Annotated in this window: 27 protein-coding genes; 11 read left to right on the forward strand and 16 right to left on the reverse strand. The window is 59.3% G+C overall.

All coding sequences use genetic code 11. From position 1 onward, the window contains the following. Positions 1 to 44: 44 nt before the first annotated feature. The gene (gene recJ / locus QPW08_RS08350) at positions 45 to 1,832 is read right to left on the reverse strand and encodes a single-stranded-DNA-specific exonuclease RecJ (RefSeq protein WP_284125272.1); all 1,788 of its coding nucleotides are present in this window, start codon (positions 1,830 to 1,832) and stop codon (positions 45 to 47) included. A gap of 83 nt (positions 1,833 to 1,915) precedes the next feature. Here recJ and QPW08_RS08355 point away from each other — a divergent pair, with 83 nt between their 5' ends. Together QPW08_RS08355 and QPW08_RS08360 are read left to right on the forward strand one after the other, a co-directional pair. Further along, positions 1,916 to 2,401, forward strand: coding sequence for a flavodoxin family protein (locus QPW08_RS08355; RefSeq protein WP_284126320.1), 486 nt, complete (start codon positions 1,916 to 1,918; stop codon positions 2,399 to 2,401). A 474-nt stretch (positions 2,402 to 2,875) separates the two neighbouring features. Continuing rightward, a complete protein-coding gene (locus tag QPW08_RS08360; RefSeq protein WP_284125273.1) occupies positions 2,876 to 3,292 on the forward strand; it encodes a hypothetical protein in 417 nt (138 codons plus the stop codon). Between the two features lie 9 nt (positions 3,293 to 3,301). Here QPW08_RS08360 and QPW08_RS08365 read toward each other — a convergent pair whose 3' ends face one another. Further along, entirely contained in the window at positions 3,302 to 4,279 is a 978-nt protein-coding gene (locus QPW08_RS08365) for an NAD(P)H-dependent flavin oxidoreductase (RefSeq protein WP_284125274.1), read from the reverse strand. 80 nt (positions 4,280 to 4,359) lie between these two features. Continuing rightward, positions 4,360 to 5,412 (reverse strand): amidohydrolase family protein, encoded by a 1,053-nt coding sequence (locus QPW08_RS08370; protein WP_284125275.1) that lies wholly within the window; start codon positions 5,410 to 5,412, stop codon positions 4,360 to 4,362. A 575-nt stretch (positions 5,413 to 5,987) separates the two neighbouring features. On the opposite strand from QPW08_RS08370, the gene QPW08_RS08375 reads away from it, so the two are divergent. Then, on the forward strand, positions 5,988 to 7,541 hold the full coding sequence (locus tag QPW08_RS08375; protein WP_284125276.1) for a vWA domain-containing protein: 1,554 nt from the start codon (positions 5,988 to 5,990) through the stop codon (positions 7,539 to 7,541). Positions 7,542 to 7,616: 75 nt separating this feature from the next. On the opposite strand, the gene QPW08_RS08380 is transcribed toward QPW08_RS08375, so the two are convergent. Together QPW08_RS08380 and QPW08_RS08385 are read right to left on the reverse strand one after the other, a co-directional pair. Further along, positions 7,617 to 8,411, reverse strand: coding sequence for a class II aldolase/adducin family protein (locus QPW08_RS08380; protein ID WP_284125277.1), 795 nt, complete (start codon positions 8,409 to 8,411; stop codon positions 7,617 to 7,619). Positions 8,412 to 8,438: 27 nt separating this feature from the next. Further along, entirely contained in the window at positions 8,439 to 9,026 is a 588-nt protein-coding gene (locus tag QPW08_RS08385; protein WP_284125278.1) for an HD domain-containing protein, read from the reverse strand. A 136-nt stretch (positions 9,027 to 9,162) separates the two neighbouring features. Here QPW08_RS08385 and QPW08_RS08390 point away from each other — a divergent pair, with 136 nt between their 5' ends. Both QPW08_RS08390 and QPW08_RS08395 read left to right on the forward strand, forming a co-directional pair. Further along, positions 9,163 to 9,747: a Crp/Fnr family transcriptional regulator gene (locus tag QPW08_RS08390; RefSeq protein ID WP_284125279.1), complete on the forward strand. Its 585-nt coding sequence runs from the start codon at positions 9,163 to 9,165 to the stop codon at positions 9,745 to 9,747. A 98-nt stretch (positions 9,748 to 9,845) separates the two neighbouring features. Beyond that, positions 9,846 to 11,192 carry a methyl-accepting chemotaxis protein gene (locus QPW08_RS08395; RefSeq protein ID WP_284125280.1) on the forward strand — a complete coding sequence of 449 codons (1,347 nt, stop codon included), beginning with the start codon at positions 9,846 to 9,848 and terminating at the stop codon, positions 11,190 to 11,192. Here QPW08_RS08395 and leuA read toward each other — a convergent pair. After that, on the reverse strand, positions 11,189 to 12,871 hold the full coding sequence (leuA, locus tag QPW08_RS08400) for a 2-isopropylmalate synthase (protein WP_284126321.1): 1,683 nt from the start codon (positions 12,869 to 12,871) through the stop codon (positions 11,189 to 11,191). The two genes, QPW08_RS08395 and leuA, sit on opposite strands and share 4 nt — an antisense overlap. A 255-nt stretch (positions 12,872 to 13,126) precedes the next feature. Between leuA and QPW08_RS08405 the strand changes: the two genes are divergently transcribed. Together QPW08_RS08405 and QPW08_RS08410 are read left to right on the forward strand one after the other, a co-directional pair. Further along, complete coding sequence (locus QPW08_RS08405; protein WP_284125281.1) at positions 13,127 to 13,579, forward strand: PaaI family thioesterase; 453 nt, start codon at positions 13,127 to 13,129, stop codon at positions 13,577 to 13,579. Continuing rightward, positions 13,576 to 14,697 (forward strand): epoxide hydrolase family protein, encoded by a 1,122-nt coding sequence (locus tag QPW08_RS08410; protein ID WP_284125282.1) that lies wholly within the window; start codon positions 13,576 to 13,578, stop codon positions 14,695 to 14,697. The genes QPW08_RS08405 and QPW08_RS08410 overlap by 4 nt, the downstream gene beginning before the upstream one ends. Before the next feature lie 173 nt (positions 14,698 to 14,870). On the opposite strand, the gene QPW08_RS08415 is transcribed toward QPW08_RS08410, so the two are convergent. The 7 genes from QPW08_RS08415 to miaA all read right to left on the reverse strand — a co-directional run bounded on the left by QPW08_RS08415 (position 14,871) and on the right by miaA (position 21,887). Then, positions 14,871 to 16,022 (reverse strand): alpha-hydroxy acid oxidase, encoded by a 1,152-nt coding sequence (locus QPW08_RS08415; protein WP_284125283.1) that lies wholly within the window; start codon positions 16,020 to 16,022, stop codon positions 14,871 to 14,873. After that, positions 16,019 to 16,618, reverse strand: a complete 600-nt coding sequence (locus QPW08_RS08420) for a DUF6151 family protein (protein WP_284125284.1) — start codon at positions 16,616 to 16,618, stop codon at positions 16,019 to 16,021. The genes QPW08_RS08415 and QPW08_RS08420 overlap by 4 nt, the downstream gene beginning before the upstream one ends. 60 nt (positions 16,619 to 16,678) lie before the next feature. After that, positions 16,679 to 17,323, reverse strand: a complete 645-nt coding sequence (locus tag QPW08_RS08425; RefSeq protein WP_284125285.1) for a YceI family protein — start codon at positions 17,321 to 17,323, stop codon at positions 16,679 to 16,681. Between the two features lie 72 nt (positions 17,324 to 17,395). After that, on the reverse strand, positions 17,396 to 18,415 hold the full coding sequence (gene ilvC / locus QPW08_RS08430; protein ID WP_284125286.1) for a ketol-acid reductoisomerase: 1,020 nt from the start codon (positions 18,413 to 18,415) through the stop codon (positions 17,396 to 17,398). Between the two features lie 130 nt (positions 18,416 to 18,545). Continuing rightward, positions 18,546 to 19,061, reverse strand: coding sequence for an acetolactate synthase small subunit (gene ilvN / locus QPW08_RS08435; protein WP_284125287.1), 516 nt, complete (start codon positions 19,059 to 19,061; stop codon positions 18,546 to 18,548). Between the two features lie 12 nt (positions 19,062 to 19,073). Beyond that, positions 19,074 to 20,831 (reverse strand): biosynthetic-type acetolactate synthase large subunit, encoded by a 1,758-nt coding sequence (gene ilvB / locus QPW08_RS08440; protein ID WP_284125289.1) that lies wholly within the window; start codon positions 20,829 to 20,831, stop codon positions 19,074 to 19,076. Between the two features lie 105 nt (positions 20,832 to 20,936). Then, positions 20,937 to 21,887 carry a tRNA (adenosine(37)-N6)-dimethylallyltransferase MiaA gene (gene miaA / locus QPW08_RS08445; protein WP_284125290.1) on the reverse strand — a complete coding sequence of 317 codons (951 nt, stop codon included), beginning with the start codon at positions 21,885 to 21,887 and terminating at the stop codon, positions 20,937 to 20,939. A gap of 115 nt (positions 21,888 to 22,002) precedes the next feature. On the opposite strand from miaA, the gene serB reads away from it, so the two are divergent. Further along, on the forward strand, positions 22,003 to 22,761 hold the full coding sequence (gene serB / locus QPW08_RS08450) for a phosphoserine phosphatase SerB (RefSeq protein WP_284126322.1): 759 nt from the start codon (positions 22,003 to 22,005) through the stop codon (positions 22,759 to 22,761). 80 nt (positions 22,762 to 22,841) lie between these two features. Continuing rightward, entirely contained in the window at positions 22,842 to 23,678 is an 837-nt protein-coding gene (locus QPW08_RS08455) for a Coq4 family protein (protein WP_284125291.1), read from the forward strand. Here the strand turns inward: QPW08_RS08455 and QPW08_RS08460 are convergent. Then, a complete protein-coding gene (locus QPW08_RS08460) occupies positions 23,675 to 24,361 on the reverse strand; it encodes a nitroreductase family protein (RefSeq protein ID WP_407674553.1) in 687 nt (228 codons plus the stop codon). The genes QPW08_RS08455 and QPW08_RS08460 overlap by 4 nt on opposite strands. Before the next feature lie 105 nt (positions 24,362 to 24,466). On the opposite strand from QPW08_RS08460, the gene QPW08_RS08465 reads away from it, so the two are divergent. Then, on the forward strand, positions 24,467 to 25,258 hold the full coding sequence (locus QPW08_RS08465; protein ID WP_284125293.1) for a Coq4 family protein: 792 nt from the start codon (positions 24,467 to 24,469) through the stop codon (positions 25,256 to 25,258). Between the two features lie 2 nt (positions 25,259 to 25,260). Here the strand turns inward: QPW08_RS08465 and QPW08_RS08470 are convergent, their stop codons facing one another. Further along, positions 25,261 to 25,848 carry a TetR/AcrR family transcriptional regulator gene (locus QPW08_RS08470; protein ID WP_284125294.1) on the reverse strand — a complete coding sequence of 196 codons (588 nt, stop codon included), beginning with the start codon at positions 25,846 to 25,848 and terminating at the stop codon, positions 25,261 to 25,263. Between QPW08_RS08470 and QPW08_RS08475 the strand changes: the two genes are divergently transcribed. Beyond that, positions 25,847 to 26,422, forward strand: a complete 576-nt coding sequence (locus QPW08_RS08475) for a hypothetical protein (protein WP_284125295.1) — start codon at positions 25,847 to 25,849, stop codon at positions 26,420 to 26,422. The genes QPW08_RS08470 and QPW08_RS08475 overlap by 2 nt on opposite strands. Here the strand turns inward: QPW08_RS08475 and QPW08_RS08480 are convergent. Further along, entirely contained in the window at positions 26,419 to 26,826 is a 408-nt protein-coding gene (locus QPW08_RS08480; RefSeq protein WP_284125296.1) for a DUF3052 family protein, read from the reverse strand. The genes QPW08_RS08475 and QPW08_RS08480 overlap by 4 nt on opposite strands.

The following is a 26,826-nucleotide window of genomic DNA, read 5'->3' on the forward strand; positions in this document are numbered from 1 at the left end:
CGAGCGGTCAAGTGTTGAATGCACATGACAGCGAGGTTTTGCGTTCAATCAGCCCAGGCAGCGTCTTCCAGATGCAGTTCAGCTGCCGGCCGCGCTCCCCAATCGTCGATCTTGGCCCGGCCTGCCAACCACAGTTTTCGCCCGCGCGCACTGTGCAGGATTGCCTGGCCCCAATCTGTTTCCGCCGCCCGGAATGCGATTGCCTTGATGGAACCTCCCTCAGGGCTGCCCGCGATCAAGCGAAGGTGGTCATTCCCGACGATATCGGCCTTGATGACATGCACTGGCCCGATGGCCACGCGCGGCCCGGGCCATCCTACGCCATAAGGACCGGCCCGGTCGAGCGAGTGCACGAGCTCGGGCGTAAGGCCCCGCGGGCCGACCGCCAGGTCTAGAGTCATGACCTGCTCCGCCATGGCCCGACCGACCGGTCCTTCAAGCCGTTCACACAGCCAATCATGAAAGGTTTCGATCTTGCCTGATTCGATCGTCAGTCCGGCGGCCATGGCGTGCCCGCCGCCTGCAACCAGCAAATCATCTTCGCGCGCGCCGATAATCGCTGCGCCCAGATCCACGCCGGATATCGAGCGCCCCGATCCCTTGCCTTCACCGGTCTGGCCGTCGACAGCGATAACGATAGTTGGCTTGCCAGTCTTTTCCTTGATCCGCCCAGCCACGATCCCGATCACTCCGGGATGCCAGCCTTCACCTGATACCAGGTGGACAGGGCGATTGTGCTGTCCGGACAATTGCGCTTCGGCATCGGCCTGAACGGCAGCCTCAATGGCACGGCGCTCTTCGTTCAGCCCGGACAGCTGCGAGGAGATGGTCCGCGCCTCGTCAGGATCCTCAGTTGTGAGCAACCTGACCCCGAGAGTAGATTCTCCGACGCGACCTCCTGCATTGATACGCGGGCCTAGAGCAAACCCGAGGTCGCTGCATATCGGGGCCCGTTTGAGCCTGCTGGCGTCGATCAAGGCACTCATGCCGGTATTATTGCGCTTCGCCATGACCTTCAGCCCTTGCGAAACAAACGCCCGGTTGAGGCCATGCAGAGCAGCGACATCTGCAACAGTGCCAAGTGCGACGAGATCCAGCAGGCCGCGGATGTCCGGTTCGGCCCGGTCGGTGAAGTAGGCGCGCTCTCTCAGTGTGCGAACCACGGCGATGGCAAGGAGAAACGCCACACCCACGGCAGCCAGGTGCCCGTGGGCGGCGGCTTCATCGGTTTCATCGAGTCGGTTGGGATTGACCAAAGCGATCGCAGGCGGGAGTTCTGGTGGACATTTGTGATGATCCACGACGATGACATCGACCCCGGCATCTCGTGCCATGGAAAGTGCTTCCTGGGCCATGGCACCGCAATCGACGGTTACGATCAGGCTCGATCCACCCCGGCCAATCTCGACCAATGCCTCGCCGCTTGGGCCATACCCTTCGAGCAGGCGATCCGGGATGTAATAGTCGGCATCATGGCCAAGCAACCGGAAGAGCCGGATCATCAACGCAGCACTGGTCGCGCCGTCGACATCATAGTCGCCGTAAATCGTTACCTTCTCGCGGGAGATAATCGCCTGTGCGATCCGTTCCGCCGCTGTATCCATATCCTGGAAGCAAGATGGATCGGGCAGGAAACCACCAAGTGTCGGCGTGCGATGGCGATCCAGATCATCGCGATCCACCCCACGTGAGAGCAGTAACTGAGTGACGATATCGTCTTCCAGTCCGATGGCTCCTCCATCGAGTTCCATATTGCCGCCTCGCCATCTCCAGGCACGACCGGATAGCGAGCAGGAAACGCCAAAGACGTGAGATAGAGCATGCGATGCCATGTTCGGATACTAGCCTGCTTAAGCCACCGGGCAAATGCAACGGGATTGACTTTCGACAGCTGGCAGCGAACCCTTGGCATGTGATGCAATCCGGCAAACTCCTCATTGCCTGGCACAGTCGAACCGGAGCGAGCCGGGCGATGGCCCACAGTGCTGCTGTGGGAGCGGGCGATGGTTCCCTCCTGCTTGCTGCCGAAGATGTCTGTGCCGATCACCTGTTGCAGGCGGCTGGCTATCTTTTCGTGTGTCCCGAGAATCTCGCAACCATGAGCGGGATCATGAAAGACATGTTTGATCGCTGCTATTATCCGGTTCTTGGAAAGATCGAGGGACGTCCTTACGCTACGGCTATCGCTGCGGGATCGGACGGCGAGGGCGCACAACGGCAAATTGACAGGATTGCCAAGGGCTGGCGGCTCAAGCGTGTGGCTGATCCGCTCATCATTTGTACGGAAGCTCAGCAGCCCGAGGATATCCTGCGAGAAAAGCGACTTTCAGGTCACCAAATGGTCCAGTGTCGCCAACTGGGCGAGGCATTGGCATCCGGACTGGAAATGGGCATTTTCTAGAAAACTGTATCCATCACGGATGGTTATCGCCCGCAGCGACTCGACTACGCCCTCAAATCACGGCAGAAATAGTTCGGGCAGCAATTGGAGGTCGGGTCGATTCCTAGTGAAGACCATCGAGCAGGATCGCGGTATCGCGAGCCGGACCTTCTTTATCTCTTCCCGCGGGAAGGGCGTCCGGATTTTCCAGCAGTTCGTAACGCGGTCGATGCCAGCGAAGGCGTTTCGATTTCGCTAGACCCTCTGGGCTCCGAACATGGAACTGATGGATTAAATGGTCCGGATACGCTGTGGATCGAGTTGCACTATGAAGGGCTGACCTTCGATCTGTCGGGCCTCGCCCCTGGCAAGCCAGCGGCTTTGCCGCGCATACAAAGCTGGCTCGGAATTCCGGATCACAAGCATGCCGAGGCGCTCCGTTGTGTCGGCTTGGCGTTTGGTCCCCATATCCGTGCGGGGAGCTCCACTCTCCCCGTGTTGCGGGGCTTTCTCGATGTCGCTGCCAAGCTGAGTGTGTCGCTGGATGCCTGTCGCGGCGTTTGCTGGGCTGCCTCAGGAACAGTCATCTCGTGTGATGCATTCGTGCAGCTGGTCGACCGTTGGTTCAAGGACGGTGTTCTACCCGATTACCTCTTCGCTTCGCTGAAGAGCAATAGTGAGGGTGCGCTTGAAACCTGTGGGCTGGCATACTTTACGGGCCAGGAGCTGGAGATACATCCGGGATTGGTTGGAGACCGGCATCAAGCGAGCCTGCTGGCCCTGCGTATCGTCAGCCAGTTGGTCCACCGCGGGGCACTAACGAAAGCGGAGCATGCCATAGCACCAGATGGGTCAGTGCTTCAGCTCGTTCCCACACCCGACGGGAAGACCGTTCTCGTCGGGGCTGGTTAGATTCCGGTCTCAGCCGTAGGGAGCTGAATTGGCCAGAAGCGCATCGCGGGCAGCGAGATATTCGGCCTCCAGCCTGGCAACGCGCTCTTCAACAGTTTCGACAGCCTTGACCGCACCGACCCCCTGGCCCGATCCCCATATATCCTTCCATGCCTTGGCCTTGGTGTTACCACCACTGCCGAAGTTCATCTTGGACGGATCGCTTTCCGGCAGGTTGTCGGGATCGAGTCCCGAGCTTTCGATCGAGGAGCGCAGGTAGTTGCCGTGCACGCCGGTAAACAGGTTGGTGTAGACGATGCCTTCGGCGCTCCCCTCAACGATGCCTTGTTTGTACCCCGGGTCGGCATTTGCTTCATGCGTGGCGATCCATGCACTGCCGATATAGGCAAAGTCGGCGGAAAGCGCTTGCGCAGCCAGGACCGAGCGACCGTGAGCGATTGCTCCCGACAGTGCGACAAGCCCGTCAAACCATTCGCGAATTTCCTGCATCAGCGCGAAAGGAGACTGGGTGCCTGCATGGCCGCCGGCCCCAGCGGCGACCGGGATCAGGCCCGTCGCACCTTTCTCGATAGCTTTCTGAGCGAAGCGATTGTTGATCACGTCATGCAAAGTGATCCCGCCCCAATTCTTGACGGCGTCAAAAACCTCGGTCCGTGCTCCTAACGAGGTGATCACCATGGGCACTTGCCATTTCTCGCAAGTTGCCATGTCGGCATCGAGCCGGTCGTTGGACTTGTGGACGATCTGATTGACGGCAAAGGGCGCCGCCGGACGATCCGGGTTTTCCCGGTTATGCTTGGCCAGTTCCTCGGTAATCTGGTGCAGCCATTCATCAAGAAGGGATTGCGGCCTGGCATTGAGCGCGGGGAAACTGCCGATAATCCCCGCCTTGCACTGGGCAATGACGAGCTCCGGCCCGGAGACGATGAAGAGCGGCGAACCGATGACAGGGAGGCGCAGTTTGTCGAACGGGGCGGGAAGCGGCATCCAGTGAACTCCGGTTTTGTTTTGCAATTGATCGCAGCGCTTATGCGGTAGCGTCGCTGTTGTCGAGGGGGAGCTGTGATCTACGCGAGCAGGTCTTCGATGTCATAGACTCTCGCCGCAGTACCGGCGAACAGTGCACGCTTCTCGTCATCAGAGTGGCCGCGTGCGAGACGTTTGAAGGAATTCCACAACACGTCGTAACTCGCACCCCATCGATCGACCGGATAATTGCTTTCAAACATCCCGCGCTCGGGTCCAAAGGCTTCTATGCAAGTTTCGATGTAGGGGCGCCACAGCGCCGCCAAATGCTCCGAGCCGTAGCCCATGGCGGGACCATCTTCCGGCAGGCCACAGAACGCCATGGCAAGACCACCGAGCTTGATTGAAACATTGGGGCATTCGGCCAGTTCATGGATCGCATGGCGCCAACGGTCGAAGTTTTCATGCAGGGTGCCACGATAGCTGGCGATGTTGAGTGGTGTCCCGCAGTGGTCGAGTACGATGGGCTGGTCCGGGAAGGCTCGGGCAAGATCGGTGACATCCCCAATCTGCGGCTCCAGCACCCAGGCATCGAAAGTCAGTCCCAATTCACCCACGTGTTTGAAACCTGTGCGGAAGGTGCTGTCCCGATACAGGCCCTCTGGTGCATGGAAGGGTGCACCCAGGACCGCAGGATCAGCGTCCCACGCACCTTGATGGCGGATACCCTTGAAGCGAGGAGAAGCAGCCATGAGGGCTTCGAGGACCGGCCTTGCACCATCGCCCAACAACAAATCGGCATGGCCAAGTATGGCATGGCACGGACGATAGCTTCCATAGATGCCACTTGCCCCCTGTGCGGCGACACCGTTGACGAATTCTACCTCGCCGACAACTTTCTTAGCCTCCCCATAGGCACCATTGTAGAATGCTCCGCATTCCATGAAGCAGGTGCCGACGATGTTATGGCCGCCTGGAATTCCGCCCTTGGTATCTGCCTGCAACTCATCGAAGGTGTAGTAAGCGGCATCAATCAAAGCGGCGATGAAATCATGATGTGGTTCCTGCAGGGCAGGGAGCATTGGCCTGAGGTCCCACAGGTGGTGATGCGGATCGATGATCGGCAGGTCAGGTTCGAGAATCGATTCGGTCATGCTGGGCTTCCTCTCCCGTGAAATCCGTCAGGTGGAACACATGGAACACTGTCCGGGAGATTGGAAGGGGGTGGCTGCATGGTACCTCGCCGGCCTGATGCTGTGGGCAGATGGGGGTGGGGGCTGTCCTGACGTGGGGTCGCCGAAGGCGAGAAACGAGGCCGTTTGGGTTCGATACCATCAACTCCAGGCGAAGGCTCCGGACAAGATGTCTTTCGACGCAATATTGTTGCTCCGGCAATAGTTGCATTGTGCAATGCGATAGCACTCGCCAGCGGGCATGAAATGTTGTAACCTCCCATGTGATTTTGGGGAGAAGAACAATGGGTTATTCTACATTGAAGCGTCACCTTGCTCTCGGAGCTACCTGTGCTGCGCTCCTGATAGGCGGCATCCCCCTTTCCGCTCAGGACTCTGCGCCTACTGAGGATGATGAGGACTATTCGTCAGGGACAATTATCGTAACGGCTACCCGCATCCGTCAGGGCGGTGCACAGGACATCAAACATTTCCGTTCGGTCTCGCTGGATGGCAACTTTTTCCCTCCCGCATCAAGCCTCACTATGGAGGGGCTGTTGGGCGAGCATGACCTGACCCTGCCGAGCGTGCGTGATTGCGACCAGCTCTTCTGCGTTGCCGCGCATTCCATGCCCGCCGCGCTTCCCGGCAGGCCGCAGGATGACCTGTTTATCGGCCTGGGTTTCGAGAGCGGAGTAGACGAAGAAGCCTACAAAGGCGAACCGGTCAGCCTGATCGCGGTGGTCGACCGTTCCGGCTCCATGTCGGGCGAGCCGCTTGCGCGGGTCAAGGAAGGGCTGCGTTCGGTCGTCCGCAACCTGCGCGAAGGCGATCGCTTCGGGATTGTCATCTACGGTAGCGACACCGTCGTCCACCTGCCGGTGACGGATGTTGCCGGCAATGTTGCTGACATCAACCGGGCCATCACGGGGATCGAGATAAACGGGTCCACCTATATGGAGGCCGGCCTCAAGCTGGGCTACGCGACCGCGTTCAAGGAGCTCGAGACGGCGCGCGGAAAGACCCGGCTGATGCTGTTCACCGACGAGAATCCCAACGTCGGCAATACGGCTCCCGAAGGCTTCATGGGCCTTGCGACCGAAGGTTCGCGGCGCGGTGTGGGCCTGACCACCATCGGCGTGGGCGTCCACTTCGATGCCCAGCTGGCGACCAAGGTTTCCAGCGTGCGTGGCGGGAACCTGTTCTTTGTCGACCGTGAAGGCGATGCATCTGCGCTGTTTGCAAAGGAACTCTACAACATGGTCGGCGAGGTCGCGCACGATGTTGCGATCAGCATTGACCCGGCCGACGGTTACAAAGTGACTGGAGTATTCGGAGTTCCTGCCAACCTGATGACCCAGGCAGATGACGGGACCATCACCGTGACTATTGGCAGCGCGTTCCTGTCCAGCAATGGTGGCGGCATTTACGCAACCCTCGGCAAGGCCAGTGGACTTGAATATCTGCCGGTGAAGGACCTGGGAGGCGTCGCACCGGCGCAGGTCTCGATAGCCTATACCGATGCGATTTCCGGCAAACAGGAAGCAGATAGCGTCGCTGTCATGCCCATCGCTGATGCACCCCCAGAGCGCTTGCTGGCCGCGCAAATGCTGGTCGATGAATACCTTACGCTTAGTGACGCGCTCGCCATTCATCACAAGGGCGGGGACAAGAAAGCAGTCTATCACGCGCTCAATGGCCTTAGCCAACGTATCGAGCAGGCCGGGCTCAAGGGCTTCGACAAGGAAGTTGAACTGGTTACCGGATTGCGCGACCGCGCGGCATATCTTGCCGGTTTCTCCGGCGAGTTACCCAAGGCCCTCAAGCCAATGACAGCGGTTGGGGAATGGCGCGTCTTGCGGACTGCAGGTGTCGAAGACCTCGATAGCGGGGACCTGGTCGAACTCACCAGGTATGGTGAATTCATCACCCAGCGTACCAAGGGTCGCAACAAGGGCGAAGAAATCTACCAGGATTTCGAGATCAACGAGAAAGAGATCTACATCCGCGGCACGGACCTGGTGCTGACCTATCTCGTCGAAGGCGACCGCATGCGCCTGAAAGACCGTCGCGGGGTCGAGATCCTGCTCGAACGAAGCGAGACGAGCTAGAGCTACATTTCATACTCATGAATTGAAAAGGGCCGGAACTCATGTCCGGCCCTTTTGCGATGAGTTACCCGCGATCTAGTCGCGGAAGCTCGGATCCATACGGTCCAGTTTCCGCAGCAGCGCCGGCCAGGCCAACATGTTGGCTACCATTCCCATACCTTCGGGCTTGGTCTGCTCCCGGACCTTCTCCGGCGTACCTTGCGGCGGATTGTGCAGCATCTCGCGACCGCCGGCGAGCATCTTGACCTGCGCATCACAGGCGCGCTCGACGAAATAAAGCCGCAAGAAGCATTCGGCGACAGTCTTGCCGATGGCCAGCGTGCCGTGGTTGCGCAGGATCATCACGTGCTTGTCGCCCATGTCCTGCACCAGGCGCTCGCGCTCCTCGAGATCGGTCGCGATGCCTTCATACTCGTGATAGGCGATGTCCGCGCGGGCGATCATGCCAGTCTGGGTATGCTCCATCAGCCCGTCGCTCATCGCGCTCACGGCCTGCCCGGCGGGCGTGTGCAGGTGCATCACCGCGTGCGCATCTTCGCAATTCATGTGCAGTGCCGAATGGATGGTGAAGCCGGCCGGGTTGACCGGGTGCGAGGTCGGCAGCACCGGCTTCCCCTCGACGTCGATCTTTACCAGCGAGGAAGCGGTGATCTCGTCGAACATCATGTCATACGGATTGATCAGGAAATGATGCTCGGGCCCCGGCACGCGGGCCGAGAGGTGGGTGAAAATCAAATCGTCCCACCCGTAATATGCCACAAGGCGATAGGCGGCGGCGAGGTCGACGCGGACCTGCCATTCTTCTTCGCTGACGGAGCCGCGGATGTGGCTGTCGTCATTGGCGCTCTTGGTTTCGAGTACTGTGGCCATCGGGCTGCTCCTCTAATGTTCCTGCAATCAATCTACGGCGGCTTTGTACACGCTGGCGCGCGGACGTTCAAACAGACGCATCACCATCGGTTCGAAGAATTCCAAGGGCAGCGTGTCGTAGTCCGGATCGAAGGCCGGGCAATCGTACTTGTCGATGAATTCCTTCGTCGCCTCGAAATAGGGCGAGTCGGCATATTTGTCTCGCATGTCCGGATCGAGCCCGATGAAATGGAAGAAGTTGTTGCCCTGGAAAATGGCGTGGTGCTTGACGATCCAGTGCAATTCTTCCGAGAGGAAAGGCTCCATGATCGCAGCGGCGATATCGGCGTGGTTATAGGCTCCGAGCGTATCGCCGATGTCGTGTAGTAGGGCCATCACCACATAGTCTTCGGGCTTGCCGTCGCGATAGGCGCGGGTAGCTGTCTGCAGGCAGTGTGTCAGCCGGTCGACGGCAAACCCGCCGCAGTCGCCTTCGAGCAGGCGCAAATGATCGAGAACGCGCGCACCGCCGCTCTGCGCGAAGGGCTTCATGTGCGACATGATGATGTCCCAGTCTTCCTGCGTGCCTTCGGTCATGGTGTGGAAGGCGGCGGTCTTGTCGAGCACGTCGGTCATCGCGATGATCCTCTCCCGAATCGATTGAACTTGTCATCTGTTATCTAGCCGTGCATCACGACTAAGAATGCAAAGGACTTATCATTTCTCGAACATTGGGCCGACCAGGGCGGAAGGTGACATCTTTGCGATTCTGGTGGAGGCCGGTCGCCGTCAGGTCTTTGACCATGGCACGCAAGTGCTTCACCGAGGTGACCCGCCGAAGGGGTTCTGGTTGATAGAAGAAGGACAGGTAATGGCCTGTCGGTTCACCAGGGAAGGGGAACGTATCCTCTATGGCGTCCTCGGTAGTGGCGACCTCATTGGCGAACTGGCTTGCTTCACTGGCTTGCTCCAACAGATGAACGCCTTCGCTGAAGGCAGCGCCACCTTGGTGTGGGTTCCACTGCCCCAAATTGACGGATTGCTTGAAGATGAGCCGCAATTTGCGCGCTGGTTGCTCAGCGCGATGGCGCACAAGATGCGTCTGGCATTGGACAGGATTGAAGTCGACTCCAGCCTTTCCGCCAAGGCCCGCATCGCTCGCGTCCTTGCAGACCTGGTTTTGGAAGAGGGACAGGATCTGGAGATAACCCAGCAGCAACTGGCCGATTTCATAGGGGTTTCACGCGTGACTGTTGGCCAGGTCTTGGGGGCCCTCGAACGTGAGGGGTTGGTGCAGCGGAACTACAGCAGGATCCGCGTGTGCAATGCTGGTGGCCTTGTCGAACTGGCCGGTTGAACTTATCTCCATACCAGTTTGACGAAAAGCGCGGAGGTTAAGACCCCGTTAGGCAATATTGTCTAACAGGTGCCCGGTGGGAAATCGGGAGAGGACAGGTGCACCACGAGAAGATCGATCTGCAGGCAGCTGAAGATGCAGAACGCCTTAAATCCTTCGGAGTTTCGGACAAGGCCAATGAAGCCTTCGTCAAGATCGCCGACTTGCTTCGTCCGCATGCACGCGAACTGGCTACCACATATCTTGATCACTTTCTGGATTTTGCCGGCCTGATGGTGACCCCTGAACAGCGTGAGTTCCAGATCGGCAAGACTGCTGCTTACAGCGCCAATAAATATACCCCGCCAATCGACGGTGAATGGATCGCCCGCGTGCGTAAGATGGGCCAGATGCAGTACAAGCTCGGCACTGACGCATACGCCAATCTCGGGGCCCTGAGCCGCTCACAGCGCCAGTCCGCCGCAATCATCTTTGCCGGCGCAGACAGTGTTTCCGAGGGCCAATACCTGGTGGAACAGTTCATGCGTGTTGCTGCGCTTGAATCCGAGATCATGATGTCGACAATCCAGCAGGAACATCATGCGGCCTACCGCGCCAAGGCGGCAGAGCAGGCGCAAAAGTTCCGTAGCGAGATCGCGTCTGCCGTCGAAGAAGCCGTCACCAAGAGCCGTTCTTCGCGCGAGCAATGCGAAGAAGCCGCCAATATGACCAACCAGCTGCTCAATTTGGCGAGCGAAGTCGCAGCGTCCTCGCAGCAATCGTATAGCGCGATGGCCGAAGCGGCTCAGACGTCCGGCGGGATCAAGGATACCATCGAAACCATCAAGCATGATCTCGCAGCGACCGTTTCCTCGCTGCACAGCGCCACATCGGTAGCGGACAAGGCCGCTCATAATGCCGATCAACTCGCTGATCACAGTACGTCGATCGAAAAAATCCTGCAGCTGATCAAGGCCATCACTGAACAGACCAACATTCTGGCGCTGAATGCCACCATCGAGGCGGCGCGCGCAGGTGAGGCAGGGCGAGGTTTCTCTGTCGTGGCCAATGAGATCAAGGATCTGGCCGGTAAGACCGCCCGCGCGACAGATGAAATCGCCGATCGCCTCGGTGCGATTGAGGAAGTGGCGGCAAACTCGACAGATTCAAACCGTGAAATGTTGGCCACCTTCGACCAGATCCGCAGTTCGGCCGACCGTTTGACCGACATCATGCAGGAGCAGTCCTCAAATGTGACCCGCATCGCGGCTTGCGTGGACGAAACTGCGACCAGCGCGGAAGCCTCGACCAATGTCATGGCCCAGATCACCAGCATGGTTGAAGGCATTGCCTTCGATCTCGGGACAGTGACCCAGAGCGCTGGCGAGCTGGACGGCGATATTGCCGAGCTCAAACTCCATGCTGACAATTTCGTCGCCAGTCTTTCACAGGTCAACCGCAGCTAGGTTGTAGGGGAACCAACCGATCCATTGGCCGCGCTCAGCACCGCTCGGACGCTGGCCGTGGCGACGTCTTCGTCGATCCCGCAACCCCAGATGGTTTTGCCTTCCGGCGTGCGACACTCGAGATAGGCGGCCGCACGGGCATCGGTCCCTGTCCCAAGGGCATGCTCGGTATAATCGAGTACTTCTAGCTGGACTCCGAAAGCTGCACGTAGAGTTGCCATGACGCTGGAGATCAGGCCGTTACCGCGCCCGCTCACGCTTTGCTCCTTGCCGTCAACTGCAATTGTTCCGGCAAACAAGCGGGTGCCGTCGCTGGCACGGCTTTCTTCGTAGCTCACCAGCTGGAAATGCTTGGGGTGGGTCTGAACATGATAGGCGGTCTTGAAAGTCTGCCAGATATCAGCCGCGTTGAGCTCACGCCCGAGCCGGTCGGCCATTTCCTGCACATGTGGTGAGAAATCGGCCTGCATTTTCTTGGGGAGCTTGAGGCCCTGATCCTGCTCCAACACCCAAGCGAAACCGCCTTTGCCGCTTTGCGAATTGACCCGGATCACGGCTTCGTAATTGCGACCGAGGTCAGCCGGGTCGATCGGGAGGTATGGCACCCGCCAACGCTCGTCGTTTTGGCGCTCGTGCGCGGCGAAGCCCTTCTTGATGGCGTCCTGGTGGCTACCGGAGAAGGCTGTGTAGACCAGTTCACCGCCATAGGGGTGGCGTTGGTGCACGGGGATCTGATTGCAATATTCGACCGTTTCGATGACGCGATCGATGTCGGAGAAATCCAGGCCCGGATCTACCCCTTGCGTGTACATGTTGAGCGCCATGGTCACGAGGCAGCAATTGCCGGTCCGCTCGCCATTGCCGAACAGGCACCCTTCAACGCGATCAGCCCCTGCCATCAAGCCGAGTTCCGCTGCTGCGACGCCAGTGCCGCGATCATTGTGGGTGTGCAGGCTGATGATCGCTCTCTCGCGATTCGGCAGGTGACGGCAGAAATATTCGATCTGGTCGGCGTAGATATTGGGGGTTGCTGCCTCGACCGTAGCCGGCAGATTCAGGATGATGGGCCTTTCGGGTGTGGGCTGGAGCACTTCCATCACTGCTGCGCAAACCTCGATGCTGAAATCGATTTCGGCGGTGGAGAAGGTCTCGGGCGAATACTCGAAGTGCCACTCGGTGTTCGGGCGCTTGTCGGCTTCGTCTGCGAGAACCTGTGCCCCCTTGATCGCGACCCCGACGACCTCGTCGGTTGTCATGCCGAACACGATTTCCCGCCAGGCAGGGCTGACCGCGTTGTAGAGATGGACAATCGCAGCACGCGCACCGTCGAGGCTTGCGAAGCTGGTACGGATCAGCTCTTCGCGGCTCTGCGTCAAAACCTGCACCAGCACGTCGTCGGGAATACGCCCTGAGCGCACCAGGCCCTGAATGAAGTCGAACTCGGTTGCCCCGGCGCTGGGGAAGCCGACTTCGATTTCCTTGATCCCTACTTCCACCAGCAGGTCGAAGAAGCGGTTCTTCTTCACCGCATCCATCGGGTCGATGATCGACTGGTTGCCGTCGCGCAGGTCGGTGCTGAGCCATCGCGGCGGGCTGCCGATGGTGCGGCTCGGCCATTGACGATCAGGCAAGTCGATCTGCGGGAATGGGCGATACTTACCGGACGGATCGCTCAACATATTGCGCATGCGATTTTGGGGCTGGGTACTCATGGTCTCGGCTTTTCGAAATCTGGTCAGGTGCTGCTGCGATACCCCTTGAGCGCGTGGCGCGCTCTTATCGCACGCCGAACGTCACGCCCAAGGGCGTGTAAGTCGAATAAGCAGTCCGATCTTCGTAGCCATGCAGGCTGTATGCGGACAAGGTGAGGGCTTGTAAAGGCAAAGCTCAAGCGGCATCGCAGGTAATTATCTTTCACCACAAGAAGGCCTGCCATGTCCGAAGAGTCCACTGGAGAGAACGAAGTCACCCATTCCCTCTACGAAACCATGGGGCTGGTCCGGATTATTGATGTAGATCCGGCAGGGCGTGCGAGCCTGGAGTATGAAGCTAAGCGAGAGCAATGCCATTCGGGAGGGGTGGTGCAAGGCGGCTTCATCAGCGGGTGGATCGACGCTGCAATGGCGCACGCTGCAATGGCCAGGAACGGCGAAGGCATCGTACCTATGACGCTCGAACTCAAGGTTAGTTATTTTGCGCCGACGCGTCCCGGCCCGGTCATTGCCGAGGCATGGGTCGAGCGACACGGCAAACGCACCAGCTTTTACGAGGGCCACCTCAGAGACAAGGATGGAACTGTCCTCGCCAAGGCAACCAGCACCATCCTGCTGGCCGATGTTTCGCGCGTGTTAGCAGCTTCGAAGAAGGCGACAGGGGATGCTGCATGAGCGATATTCGTCCCTTTACGCTCGATGTTTCGCAAGCAGAGATCGATCGCCTCCACCGGAAGATCGATGATACCCGCTGGCCCGAACCGGAGACGGTAGATGACTGGTCGCAGGGGACACCGCTGGCAGATTTGCAAGACCTCGTGGCGTACTGGCGTGACGGTTATGACTGGCGGGCCTGCGAAGCAAAGCTCAACAATTTCGGGCAATTTGTGACAGAGATCGAAGGGCTCGACATCCATTTCCTTCACATACGGTCCTCACAAGAAGACGCGCTTCCCTTGGTTCTAACGCATGGTTGGCCGGGTTCTGTGAGGGAATTCTTCGATGTCATCCCGCTGCTCACAGAACCCGCAAAGGGACAGGCATTCCACCTCGTCATTCCGTCGCTCCCCGGGTTCGGATTTTCGGCCAAGCCGGTCACGACCGGATGGGGGGTCGAGAAGATCGCTTTGGCTTGGTCCGCCCTGATGAAGCGACTGGGCTATTCGCGATGGGTAGCGCAAGGTGGAGACTGGGGCTCTGCAGTGACCACGGCCATCGGTGCCCAGGCTCCCGAGGGTTGCCTTGGCATCCATATCAACATGCCGATCGGCAGGCCCGGCCCGGACGATCTCGCCAACCCAGCGCCTGACGAGGCGAAGGCGCTCAAGGCACTGCAATTCTACCAGGACTGGGATTCGGGATACTCCAAGCAGCAGAGCACCCGTCCGCAGACGGTTGGCTACGGGTTGGTCGACTCGCCTGTTGGACTGGCGGGCTGGATATTCGAGAAGATGTATGCGTGGACCGATAATGCAGGTTCGCCGTTCGATGCACTCTCGAAAGATGCGATCCTCGATAACATCATGCTCTACTGGCTTCCGGCTACAGGGGCTTCGGCCGGGCGGCTGTACTGGGAAAGTTTTTCCAAATTTGGCGAAGGCGAAGTCGCAATTCCCAGCGGCGTGAGTGCCTTTCCGAAAGAAATCATCCCCGCACCGCGCAAATGGGCCGAGCGACGGTATACCAATCTCATCTATTGGAATGATGTGGCCAGAGGCGGACATTTCGCAGCTTGGGAGCAGCCAGAACTCTTCGTTTCCGAGCTTCAGGGGTGCTTTTCCAAGCTGCGTTGAAACTACTTAGGTCACCCGCAAGAAGGGCATCATCTTTGTAACGCTATCCAGTTCGTGCCTCCGAATTTCCCCACCCTGGATTGGAGGTAACGGGCCCATCCTGGCCCCTGTCTTGGCCCGATGAGGAAGGGGCACCCGAAGCGATCGCACAGGTGCCTCTTCCTCCTTTCATCTCATTTGCGCCAACGCAGTCGCTCAGGCGTCAGTTGGCTGGTCGTTGTCACGCCCATCAATCGCATCCCCCGCTCGATCTCGTCCTTCAATATGCCGACGGCGCGTTCGACTCCAGCCTGGCCTGCTGCAGCCAAGGCATAGAGATAAAGCCTGCCCCCGCTGGCCGCTGTTGCACCGGCACAGACGGCCTTGAGCGCATGCGTGCCGCGCCGGACACCGCCGTCACAGATGATCTCGATCTCACCGCCGACCGCATCGACGATCTCTCGCAACTGGTCGAAGGGCGCGCGACTGCCATCGAGTTGCCGTCCGCCGTGGTTGGAGATCATGATCGCATCGGCACCGATTTCGACCGCCCGGCGCGCATCGGCGGCGCTCATCACGCCCTTGAGGCAAAAGGTGCCGCCCCAGTCCTGCCTGATCTTTGCCGCCGTATCCCAGTCCATCGAGGTATCGAGCATGGTGTTGAAATAATCGGCGATAGAAACTGCCCGGCTCGAACCTTCGCTGACATGGGTGTCCAGATTTGGAAGGCGGAAATTCTCGCGCAGCAGATAGTTGAGCGTCCATTGCGGGCGCGTGGCATAGCTCCACACAGCGCTGGGCGAGAAGCGGGGCGGGGTGGTGAAGCCACTGCGGAGGCAGCGCTCGCGCTTGCCGGAAACTATGGTGTCGACTGTCAGCGCCAGTGCATCGAACTGCGCAGCCTGGCAGCGTTCGATCATTGACTGGTTCAGACCCTTGTCCTTGTGGACATAGAGCTGGAATAGTTTGGGCCCGCTGGTGAGCCCCGCGATTTCCTCGATGCTGCGGGTCGCAAGGCTGGAGATACCGAACCACAGGCCATACTTGTCCGCTGCCCGCGCAACCGCAGTCTCGCCCTGCCAATGGAAGGCGCGTTGCACCGCAGTGGGACTGAGCAGCAGGGGAAGGGTGCTCCTGCGGCCCATGATCGTGCAGCCAGTGTCGATCTCTGCCACTCCCGCCAGCACATCAGGGACCAGGTCGGCATCGTCATAGGCACTGGTGTTCCTGGCCTTGGTGAGCTCGTCATCCGCAGCACCGTCGATATAATCGAACACCGGCCACGGTAGCCGCGCCTGCGCCAGCTTTCGAAAGTCGTCGATATTGTGGCAATCGGAGAGTCTCATGCGCGGCCCAATGCTTGCTGTTCCTCAAACGTGAGGTGACGCGGTTTTATGACTGGCTCGAGCGTCTTTGCATCGAACAAAGGATTGCGTCGGCGATCGCCGGACGCAATGTCCTTGATCATTCGCGTGAAGAACCTGCGCAGGAGCCTGCTCATTGTTAACTCTGGCAAGCCGCTGGTATCGCCCTTGGCATCTTTCAGGAAAAGGTGCCCCAACGGATCTCCCAGACGCAATCTGCTTTCGACATCGCAATTTCCCAACAGGGTCGTGACATAGGGCAAACGCCCGTTCTTGTAGGTATTGAACATCGGGGTTCCACAACAGCGCGCGTACCAGCGCAGTGTCGGCGCATCGGTCATATGGAGTCCGGCAAGCTCATCCAATCCGCGATCGATCTGAAGCCGGGCGCAGCGCGACTGGTAGAGCGCAGTGCCGTCGTGATCATCAAGGAACCGGGATTCCTGACCGAAATGCCGCACTAGATCGCGGCAGTCGGTGCAATGACAAACGACGTGGTCGCCCTGCTTGCAATCAGCATGCTCTACCTTGCCGGCTACGGCACCGCATTTGCAGGCAAAATGGAGATCGGCAGTCATGCGTGAACCCTACCGCGCTGTTGCCTCGCACGGTAGGGGTTTCGGCCCAGTTGCACGCATTCAGTCGCGTTCAAAGGCGACGCTGATATCCAGTTCCACGTCCGTTCCGACCAGCCCGATACCATAATTGACGTCCCACTCGGTCCGGTCAATTATTGCCCGAGCTTCAAATCCAACGGTTTCCTTCTTGCTAAAGGGGTTGGTGCCGGCACCGGTAAGATTAACAAGCATGGTCACCGGTCCGGTCTTGCCGTTCATCGTCAGCATGCCGGATACGACCGCGGTGGTATCGCCGGTCTTGCGAACAGAGGTCGAGACAAACTTTGCAGGTTCGGGATCCGGACCAAAGAAGTCCGGTGCTGCTCCGTCTTTCCCGGGCCGGAACAGGTGATCCCTTAAACCATCGCTCGAAACTGCGACCGATGCGATCGGGATTGTGATGTCGAACCCTGCTTCCTCAATAGCTGCAGGGTCCATGGTCATGGTGCCGGTAACTTGGCCGAAGATGCCGAGATAATCGTTGAAGCCGAAATGGCTGACGCGCCAGCCGACCTGGGTGTGTGCAGGATCGATGGTGTAGCTGCCAGCCTGAACCCGGCTCGCATCGACGATGCCTGGAGGCTGGGGTGCATCCTGCGCGGCGATAGTGGTGGCAGTGAGCGTTCCAGCCCCAAGCAGGGCGAGCGCGAGCAGTCTTTTCTTCATGCGAACCTCCGGTCTGTCCCGTCCTCTTCCCAACAAGGCAGGACAGCCGAGGTTCCGCATAACGACAAGCGCCTAGTTCTTGGCCTTGTCGACCAGCTTGTTCTTGCCAATCCATGGCATCATGCCGCGTAGCTTTGCACCGGTCTGTTCGATCGGATGTGTTTCTGCGGCCTTGCGAGCAGCCTTGAGTTCCGGTTGCCCGGCACGGTTGTCGAGCACGAAGTTCTTCACGAAACGGCCCGACTGGATATCCGCCAGCACGCGCTTCATCTCGGCCTTGGTCTCATCGGTAATGATGCGTGGCCCGGTGGTGATGTCGCCATACTCGGCGGTGTTGCTGATCGAATAGCGCATGTTGGCGATGCCGCCTTCATAGAGCAGGTCGACGATCAGCTTGGTCTCGTGGAGGCATTCGAAATAGGCCATTTCAGGCGCGTAACCGGCTTCGGTCAGGGTTTCGAACCCGGCCTGTATCAGGTGGGTGATGCCGCCGCACAGCACCGCCTGCTCACCGAACAAGTCGGTTTCACACTCTTCCTTGAAGTTGGTTTCGATAATGCCTGAGCGACCACCACCGACACCCGACGCGTAGGCGAGGGCGATATCGTGGGCCGCGCCGCTTGCATCCTGGTGGACGGCGATGAGGCACGGCACGCCCCCGCCGCGCTGGTATTCGCTGCGTACGGTGTGTCCGGGACCCTTCGGTGCGATCATGATGACGTCGATATCGGCCGGCGGCTCGATCAGGCCGAAGTGGATGTTGAGGCCATGGGCGAAGGCGAGGGCGCTGCCGGGTTTCATGTTGCCGACAAGGTCATCGGCCCAGATCGCCGCCTGGTGCTCGTCGGGTGCCAGGATCATCAGCACATCGGCCCACTGTGCCGCTTCCTTGTTACTCAAGACCTTGAAGCCGGCGTCTTCGGCCTTCTTGGCGGTGGCGGAGCCTTCGCGAAGAGCAATGGCGACTTCCTTGATCCCGCTGTCGCGCAGGTTCTGGGCATGGGCATGGCCCTGGCTGCCGTAACCAAGCACTGCAATCTTCTTGCCTGTGATCAGGCCCAGGTCGGCATCGGCGTCGTAGTAAACTTTCATTGTCTTTGGTCCCTTAATGATCCGCCATGCTGAACTCGTTTCAGCATCCATCTCACCATCGGCGCTTGCGCTAGAGTATAGATGGACCCTGAAACAAGTTCAGGGTGACGTGGAAATTCTTGATGCTGCGCTAGATCGCCTCCGCGCCGCGCATCATCCCGACGATGCCGGTCCGGCCAACCTCTACCAGGCCGAGCTCACGCATCAGGGCAATGAAACTGTCGACCTTGTCGGGCGGGCCGGTGATCTCGAAAATGAAGCTCTCGGTCGTGGTATCGACCGGGCGAGCACGGAAGATGTCGGCGAGGCGCAGGGCCTCGACACGCTTCTCGCCCGTGCCGGAGACTTTCACCAGCGCGAGCTCGCGCTCCACATGTGGACCTGCTTCGGTCAGGTCAGTCACTTTGTGTACCGGCACGAGCCGCTCAAGCTGGGCATGGATCTGGTCGATCACCTCGGGCGGTCCGTTGGTGACGATGGTGATGCGGCTGATCGCATGGTCTTCGGTAATGTCCGCCACGGTAAGGCTGTCGATATTGTAGCCTCGCGCAGTGAACAGGCCGGTGATCTTGGCGAGGATACCCGGCTCGTTATCAACGGTAACGGCAAGAACGTGCCGCTCGGCGGCTTTTGCAGTGATTTTCATGGCGCTCGCCCCTTACACCAAAGCCTTGGCTTCGTCGTCCATGGTACCTTCGACCCGGTCGCCATAGAGCAGCATTTCGGTATGCGCGGCTCCCGAAGGTATCATCGGGAAGCAATTGGCTTCCTTTGACACGAGGCAATCAACGATGACGGGACCATCAGCGGCGAGCATGGCTTCGATCCCAGCGTCGAGACCGGCTTCATCCTCGATGCGGATACCGGTCCAGCCATAGGCTTCGGCCAGCGCTACGAAATCGGGCAGGCTGTCGGAATAACTGTTCGAATAGCGGCTCTCATAGGTCAGTTCCTGCCACTGGCGGACCATACCCATGTATTCGTTGTTGAGGATGAAGATCTTGACCGGCAGGCGATACTGGCTCGCAGTGCCGAGCTCCTGGATGTTCATCTGGATCGAGGCTTCCCCGGCGATATCGATCACCAGGCTATCGGGATTGCCCAATTGTGCTCCGATCGCGGCCGGCAGGCCATAGCCCATTGTGCCGAGGCCGCCGCTGGTAAGCCACTTGTTCGGGCCGAAGAAGCCGAAGTACTGCGCCGCCCACATCTGGTGCTGGCCAACTTCCGTGGTGATGATGGGATCGTGATCCCTGGTGAGTGCGAAGAGGCGCTCGACCGCCTTCTGCGGCATGAGCGCGTCCTTCTTTTCTGGATAGGCCAAGCACTCGCGCGCCCGCCAGCCCGCGATCCGGGCTTTCCATTCACCCATGTCCTGTGGCTTGCGATCACCCCATGCAGCAATCAATTGCTCAAGCACGGTGCCACAATCGCCGACGATACCGAGATCGACCGGCACGATCTTGTTGATGCTGGCGCGGTCGATATCGATATGGATCTTCTTCGCCTCGGGAGCGAAAGCGTTGAGCCTGCCCGTCACCCGGTCATCGAAGCGCGCACCGACGGCGATGATCAGGTCGGCCTTGTTCATCGCCATATTGGCTTCGAACGTCCCGTGCATGCCCAGCATGCCGAGCCAGTCTGGATGATCGGATGGGAAAGCGCCGAGGCCCATCAACGTTGAGGTGAGCGGTGCATTGGTTAGCGACTGCAGCGTCCGCAGCGCTTCGCTGGCCTTGGGGCCGGAGTTGATGACGCCGCCGCCTGTGTAGAACACCGGGCGTTGCGCCGCCGCGATCATGTCGATGGCATCGAGCACTTCCTCGGCATGGGCAACCGTGCGAGGCTGGTAGCGGAAAGAAGCCAGCGGCTTGGCTTTCTCGGCCGCATCGGCATCGGCCATGGCGATCTGTACATCCTTGGGGATGTCGATCAGCACTGGTCCTGGACGACCGGATGTTGCGATCCGGAACGCCTCGTGAATGGTCGGTCCGAGTTCGTCGGGATTCTTCACGAGATAGTTGTGTTTCGTACAATGCCGCGTGATGCCCACCGTATCGGCTTCCTGGAACGCATCCGTGCCGATCAGACCGCTGGGAACCTGGCCGGTGATGACGACCATGGGGATCGAATCCATGTAGGCATCGGCGATCCCGGTCACTGCATTGGTTGCCCCCGGGCCGCTGGTAACCAGCACAACACCCGGCTTGCCGGTGGAACGGGCATAGCCCTCTGCCGCATGCGCAGCACCGGCCTCGTGACGGACGAGAATATGCCGGATGCGTTCGTCCCCGAACAGCTCATCATAGATCGGCAGGACCGCGCCGCCCGGATAGCCGAAAACGAACTCGACGCCTTCACGAACGAGGCAATCGACGAGGATCGCCGCTCCACTGCGTTCGCTAGGGGGTGTCATTTCCAACTCTCCAGTAAAGATCAGGCCCGGCGCTCTGGGTAGAACGTCGGGCCCGAGGGGTTTGTCCAAGGCCCGTGTACGAGTCTCTTTATGTCCTGTCAAACGCTAATTTTGGAATAATCCTTCAAAAACGTCTTCCAGATTGAAATTCGCTTCGTCAACTCGCGCCCAGTCCGCGGGTGGTTGGTTGCGGAACCAGGTGTATTGCCGCTTCGCATAATTGCGTGTGGCCTGCTGCCCGGCAGCGATCGCATCCTCGACCGCGTCCACGCCTTGCACAAAGGCGGCAATTTCGGGAACGCCGATAGCACGCATGACAGGCAGAGCCGGATCGAGATTTCTTTCTAGCAGCTGAGCAACTTCTTCCACCCCGCCATGCTGCATCATCAGTTCGAACCGCCGATCACAACGCTCGAACAGCCAATCCCGCTCTGGCAGCAGGATCAACGGGTGGAGATCAACCAGATCCCCAATCCCGCCAACCAGCGTACGTCTTTGCCAGACATGCAAGGGTGTGCCGGTAGAACGGACAACCTCAAGCGCGCGCGCCATACGCTGGGAATCATTGGCATTGAGTCGCTCGGCTGCGACGGGATCCTCTTCGACCAGGCAAGTCCGCAGCTCCCGGGTTGCCAGCTTGCGCACGGCAGAGCGAACATTGGTGTCGATGTCCGGAATGGGCGCAATACCTTCCAGCAGGGTGCGCATGTAGAGTCCGGTCCCACCACACAGGATCGGTACGGCACCCTTCGCGTGAAGCTGGCCTATCTCGCGCTTGGCAGCGTCGGCCCAGTCTGCGGTACTGCAGGCCACGCCACCGTCCCAGGTTCCAAACAGGCGGTGTTCGATGCCGGACATGTCTTCCGGGCATGGACGTGCGGAGACTATGCGCAGATCGGCATAAACCTGCTGGCTGTCGGCATTGAGGACCACCGCCTCCCGGCCACGGTCCTTCAACGCCAGGGCTAGCTGCACTGCCACATCGCTCTTGCCGCTGGCAGTAGGCCCTGCAATGAGCGCCAGCGGCCCGCCAATCGGAGAATCTTCTTTGCTCATTGCCCGCCTGATAGCAGACCAAGTCGACCTGTTGAGCCGTATCGAAGCGCTCAAGGCAAAGCTTGAGCCGGAAGGGATGGCTTTTTCTGCCTCGGCAGAGCAGGCTGGCCCTAGAATGCTCCTGGAATTCCAGACCATAGGCAGTCGCCGCATCCTGCGCGATTCACTGGAACAGGTCTTCCCTGACAGCGATGGAATGATTGCGGACAACTCCATAGAGGTACCGGCTCTGTTCGTGTCCGACATGGATTCGACCATGATCGGGCAGGAGTGTATCGATGAACTCGCGGACTATGCCGGTCTCAAGGACCATATCGCCGCGATAACCGAACGGGCGATGCAGGGGGTGCTCGACTTCGAGGCCGCGCTACGGGAACGGGTAGGTTTGCTCAAAGGCCTTGATGAAGGAGCAATCCAGCAATGTCTTGATGAACGCATCCGACCAAATCCGGGGGCTCGCATCCTGGTCGAGACACTCAAGTCCAAAGGCTGCAAGACGGTGCTCGTGACCGGAGGGTTCCATCATTTCGCCGATCCGGTCGCGCAACAGATCGGTTTCGAGAAGGTGGTTGGTAATCGCCTCGATGTGGCAGGCGGGTTCCTTACCGGTGAACTGGCGGGACCCGTGGTGGATAGCGCTGTCAAGAAGTCGGTTCTCGATCGTGAAATGGGTGTGCTGAAGGCTGGCACAACAAGCCTCGCGGCGGGCGATGGCGCGAACGACATCCCCATGCTCAGGGCTGCAACTATCGGCGTGGCCTATCATGCCAAGCCGAAGGCGCGCGAGGCCGCCAACTGCTGGATCGGGCGCGGTGACCTGACTTCGATCCTCGATCTCTTGGGTGTTCCTCGCGACGAGTGGTCAGGATCATGACAGCGGATGGCGCATTCATCCTATATTGACATTACTGTCAGTACTACCGGGAAAGAAACGTCAGCCCCTGAAGTCCTGCCATGACCGAAACAATTCGTAACTTTCCCGTCGGCACCCAGGTCGACATGGCTCCTGACGGGACCATTTTCCGCCATCCAGATCGCCCTGAGCCGCGCCGTAACATTCGCGCGGCTGTGCATCATTTCCGCGAGTTGCTGAAGGACAAGGAAGACACGTCGCATGTCTTCAAGATCTTCGAAGCGCTGCCATCGGCCAAGTTTGTCCCCATGGCCCGACGGTTCGCGCTGAGCCGCGAAGGGCAGCGGGTACGGGAGAGCGAACCCTACCTCCCAACCATCCTCGACGATCATGAAGCGTTGCGGCAGATGCCGGCAGGGTCGGTGGCCCATGCCTATTGCGAATTCATGGAACGCGAAGATCTGACCGCGGCGGGTCTCGTCGAAGAAGGTCAACGAGCCTGGCCCGATCGCCCGCATTACGGTGACCTGATCGAGTGGTACGCGTGGCGACGACGCGACACGCATGACTTGTTGCATGTCCTGACCGGATACGGCCGCGATGCGCTGGGCGAACAATGCGTGTTGGCGTTCACATATGGCCAGAATGGTGGCTTCGCACATCTGTTCATTGCCTATCTCGGCGCGCTCAATGTGAAGCGGGGCGTCAAGACGTCTGCCCCCGTGCTACGGGCGGTTCGGCAGGCGCACAAGGCCGGCGCAGGGGCGCCCCGCTTGTGTGAAATGCCGATCCGGCAATTGCTTGCGATGCCGCTCGACGAGGCCCGGGAACTGATGAGAGTCGGTGATCCGAGCGAATACTACCGTTGCCATCGGCTGTGGCGTGATCGCGGGATCGATCCCTACGACCTCCTGGGCAAGGATCTAGCCGAAGCCTAAAGCCAGGTGGAGATTTTCTCGAGCGGCTTTTTCTTCAGCGCATAGGTCGGGACAGTCGCATCAGGTGAGGGTTGGCCGACGACGACAACCATAAGCGGCTTCTCGTGTTCGGGCCGCCCGCAGAGCTCCCGCAGGAAGCCCATGGGCGATGGGGTGTGCGTGAGTGTCGCAAGACCTGCTTCGTGCAGTGTCGTCAACATCATGCCGACAGCTATCCCAACGCTCTCGCTGACATAATAGTTCTGCGTCCGAGCGTCCTCTTCAATACCACCCTTGCGTTGTGCAAACACGACGATGAGGTAGGGAGCCGTTTCCAGGAACGGCTTGCTGGCGTCGGTGCCGATCGGGGCAAGAGCATCAAGCCATTCCTTTCCCGCCTTGGCCTTGTCGCCATCTTCGCCATAAAACTGGCGTTCCTCGCGCTCGGCTGCTTCTCGAATGGCGCGCTTCTTTTCCGGGGTCGAAACAACGGCAAAGTGCCAGGGTTGGTGGTTTGCCCCGTTGGGTGCACCGCCGGCAGCAAGGATCGCCTGTTCGACAACCTCCCGCGGTATTGGGGCGTCGGAGAAGAAGCGGCATGTTCGGCGCTGTGCGAGTTTCTCTCGCAAGGCTGTGGCGCGTGCGATGCGCGATTCGTCGTCCATTTCAGGGAGAGTGTATGGAACCGATTCATGATCTTGCATGACACGGTCTATGGCGGCGCTGAGTAATGATTGGAAGGGGCCTGCAGCTCACAGTATTGACAGCAATGTCAGTAAGGGGCAGATTTCGGCGAAGAGGAGCTGAATATGAGCCTGTCTGATCGCCCGCTAGTCCACCCCGACCGCAAAGTCTCCGGGTTTCGGCCCTTCAAGGCCTTCCATCACTTCAGCAAGCTGGTGAAAGACAAGGAAGACACCGAACAGGTTTTCCATATCATCGATGCGCTGAAGACCCGGAAGAGCGTGCGCCAGATGGAGGAATTCCTCGCCACGGACGAAGCGAAGATCCTGCTGGAGCGGGATGAAGAGCTCCCGAAACTTCTGGATGATCATGCGCGCTGGAGCCAATGTCCGCCGAATTCACTGGCTAGGCATTACATTGATTTCATGGAGCGCGAACAGCTGACGGCAGCCGGGCTGGTGGCCGAAAGCTACAAGTTCAAGCCGAAAGAGGAACGGCTGCCCGACCTCTATGAATGGTACATTGAGCGGTTGCGCGACACGCATGACCTGTTCCACGTCCTCACCGGTTATGGGCGCGACCCGCTGGGTGAGATGTGTCTGCTTGGATTTAGCTACGAACAGAACCATTCGCCCGGGGTACTCTTCATCACATTGATGGCGGCACGCCAGAACAAGAAGGAGAGCGGCCTCAAGGAGCCGGTCGATGCAGCGGTAAGGGAAGGGCGCAGGCTAGGGCGCGAAGCACAGAAAATCGCGCATTCCGATCTGCTCTCGATGATGTCTGAGGATATCGGCGATGTGCGGACAAGGCTGAATATCGGCACGCCTGTAGCTTACCGTCGGTGCTTTGACCTTTATCGCGAGATCAACCCGCAATACGGGACGCTTGAAGAGAGGCTGGCGCTTGCGGCCTGACCTTAGGGTCTTTGCGCCAGAATCGCGTTGCTGCTGCGGTAGATAGCAGAGGCCATTTCAGTCGGGTTTGCCGTCAACCGTCCTGCTACCCACGCGCCCAAAGCAGCAATCACAGTCCCACCGACCAGGATGCCCGCGAGCCTCTTGTCGCCTTCCCAGTCAAGCCGTTGCGACACCGCGCGTGCCAGCTCAGCCTCTGCCCGTTCTCCGCGCGGACCGGTAAGCAACTCGCGGGCCAAAAGCCGGTTCTCGTCGATATGCGCAGTCAACCATTCCAACCGGTCCAAGTCTTCTTGCCCCACAAGGCATTTTGCAATCTCGCCGAGCAGTGTGCCCAAACTTTCGTTGAGCAGCGCTTCGACCCCATCGAAATGATCGTAGAATGTTGATCGCGCTACACCTGCCTCGGCGATGATTTCGGCCACTTTGGGCCTGCCACTCTGTCTCTGCAGCAGTAATGCATTGAAGACAGCCACCAACCTGGCTCGCGTCACTGCGCGTTCGCCGTACTTTTCGGCCTGATTGTTCATTGCTCGTCGTTCCTGACCGTGGTCGATGCGAAGCAGGATTTGAAGCAGGAAATGATACATGACAAGCAACAAGGCTGCCGCCGGAACACTGGTAGGAACTAGCATCGCAGCGATTGGATTGATGGCAATGCACCCGACAGGGGAGGCCTCTGACACGCTCATATCGGGGGTTCATGGCAGCCTGCTGATAGTCCTACTGCTGCAGGCATCAGCGCTCTTGTGGATACTGCGTGCCAGCAGCTTCCGCGATCTCAACGCGAGTGTTTTCTTCGCTGCAGGAACCATTGCAACTATCGCAGCCGGTACGCTGAACGGCTTCGTCTACCCGGCGATGCGTGCTTACCAGGAAGGCGAGATCGGACATGACATATTCGACCTCGTCTGGCGAACGAACCAGGCCCTGGCTGAACTGGGGTTGCTTGGCGTCGGACTAGGCTTCGCCCTATGGAGCGTCAGCCTGTTCAAGCAAGGCGACAAAGCAATTGCAGTGTTCGGACTCGTGGCCGGGCTGGCACCGGGTGTTTTGTTACTGTCCGGCCATCTGGGCATGGACTTGCCTGGAGCCATGCTCGCTTATGCGATCCACGTGCTTTGGGTTGCGGTCCTCGGCGTGAGCCGCTGGCGCAGGAGCTAGCGCAGCTCCTTGCGGATCACGAGCTTGAGGCCGGACCAGGTCTCGTCGACAGCACACACCTTGGTATCGACCAGCCCCAGCGGCAGGCAAACCTCGCGCACGGTATCCTCGGTAATGTCGGTCGGAACTTTGGAGGCCTTCTTCGGCCAGCTGACCCAGATTTGTCCGTCCTTGGCCATCTGGTACCGGAGTTGCGCTAGCAGGGCCTCGAGCTCAGTGCGGGCGGTCGTGAAAATATGTGCTGCGTCGACACCTTCGGAGGGATCGCCGACGAAAGTCAGCTCAAGCGCGTATTCGTCGATCTCGTCCTGTACGCTGTCCGGCATGGCGTGGAACCAGCAACGTTGCCCATCCCGCAAGGAGAGTTTCTTGGCGAGTGGAGTACCGGAATAGCCGCTGGTCAT

The organism is Parerythrobacter aestuarii, from assembly GCF_030140925.1.
In the GTDB taxonomy this organism is placed as follows: Bacteria; Pseudomonadota; Alphaproteobacteria; order Sphingomonadales; family Sphingomonadaceae; genus Parerythrobacter; species Parerythrobacter aestuarii.

Bases quoted from the DNA above. Each gene is read 5' to 3' on its own strand.
- QPW08_RS08355 (WP_284126320.1), top strand. From the start codon at position 1,916: ATGCAATCCGGCAAACTCCTCATTGCCTGGCACAGTCGAACCGGAGCG.
- recJ (WP_284125272.1), bottom strand. From the start codon at position 1,832: ATGGCATCGCATGCTCTATCTCACGTCTTTGGCGTTTCCTGCTCGCTA.
- miaA (WP_284125290.1), bottom strand. From the start codon at position 21,887: ATGAGCAAAGAAGATTCTCCGATTGGCGGGCCGCTGGCGCTCATTGCA.
- QPW08_RS08415 (WP_284125283.1), bottom strand. From the start codon at position 16,022: ATGAGACTCTCCGATTGCCACAATATCGACGACTTTCGAAAGCTGGCG.
- QPW08_RS08460 (WP_407674553.1), bottom strand. From the start codon at position 24,361: ATGCAAGATCATGAATCGGTTCCATACACTCTCCCTGAAATGGACGAC.
- leuA (WP_284126321.1), bottom strand. From the start codon at position 12,871: ATGTTGAGCGATCCGTCCGGTAAGTATCGCCCATTCCCGCAGATCGAC.
- QPW08_RS08455 (WP_284125291.1), top strand. From the start codon at position 22,842: ATGACCGAAACAATTCGTAACTTTCCCGTCGGCACCCAGGTCGACATG.
- QPW08_RS08470 (WP_284125294.1), bottom strand. From the start codon at position 25,848: ATGTATCATTTCCTGCTTCAAATCCTGCTTCGCATCGACCACGGTCAG.
- QPW08_RS08420 (WP_284125284.1), bottom strand. From the start codon at position 16,618: ATGACTGCCGATCTCCATTTTGCCTGCAAATGCGGTGCCGTAGCCGGC.
- serB (WP_284126322.1), top strand. From the start codon at position 22,003: ATGCTCCTGGAATTCCAGACCATAGGCAGTCGCCGCATCCTGCGCGAT.
- ilvN (WP_284125287.1), bottom strand. From the start codon at position 19,061: ATGAAAATCACTGCAAAAGCCGCCGAGCGGCACGTTCTTGCCGTTACC.
- QPW08_RS08410 (WP_284125282.1), top strand. From the start codon at position 13,576: ATGAGCGATATTCGTCCCTTTACGCTCGATGTTTCGCAAGCAGAGATC.
- QPW08_RS08475 (WP_284125295.1), top strand. From the start codon at position 25,847: ATGACAAGCAACAAGGCTGCCGCCGGAACACTGGTAGGAACTAGCATC.
- QPW08_RS08380 (WP_284125277.1), bottom strand. From the start codon at position 8,411: ATGGCCACAGTACTCGAAACCAAGAGCGCCAATGACGACAGCCACATC.
- QPW08_RS08405 (WP_284125281.1), top strand. From the start codon at position 13,127: ATGTCCGAAGAGTCCACTGGAGAGAACGAAGTCACCCATTCCCTCTAC.
- QPW08_RS08385 (WP_284125278.1), bottom strand. From the start codon at position 9,026: ATGACCGACGTGCTCGACAAGACCGCCGCCTTCCACACCATGACCGAA.
- ilvC (WP_284125286.1), bottom strand. From the start codon at position 18,415: ATGAAAGTTTACTACGACGCCGATGCCGACCTGGGCCTGATCACAGGC.
- QPW08_RS08365 (WP_284125274.1), bottom strand. From the start codon at position 4,279: ATGCCGCTTCCCGCCCCGTTCGACAAACTGCGCCTCCCTGTCATCGGT.
- QPW08_RS08480 (WP_284125296.1), bottom strand. From the start codon at position 26,826: ATGACCAGCGGCTATTCCGGTACTCCACTCGCCAAGAAACTCTCCTTG.
- ilvB (WP_284125289.1), bottom strand. From the start codon at position 20,831: ATGACACCCCCTAGCGAACGCAGTGGAGCGGCGATCCTCGTCGATTGC.
- QPW08_RS08425 (WP_284125285.1), bottom strand. From the start codon at position 17,323: ATGAAGAAAAGACTGCTCGCGCTCGCCCTGCTTGGGGCTGGAACGCTC.
- QPW08_RS08370 (WP_284125275.1), bottom strand. From the start codon at position 5,412: ATGACCGAATCGATTCTCGAACCTGACCTGCCGATCATCGATCCGCAT.
- QPW08_RS08465 (WP_284125293.1), top strand. From the start codon at position 24,467: ATGAGCCTGTCTGATCGCCCGCTAGTCCACCCCGACCGCAAAGTCTCC.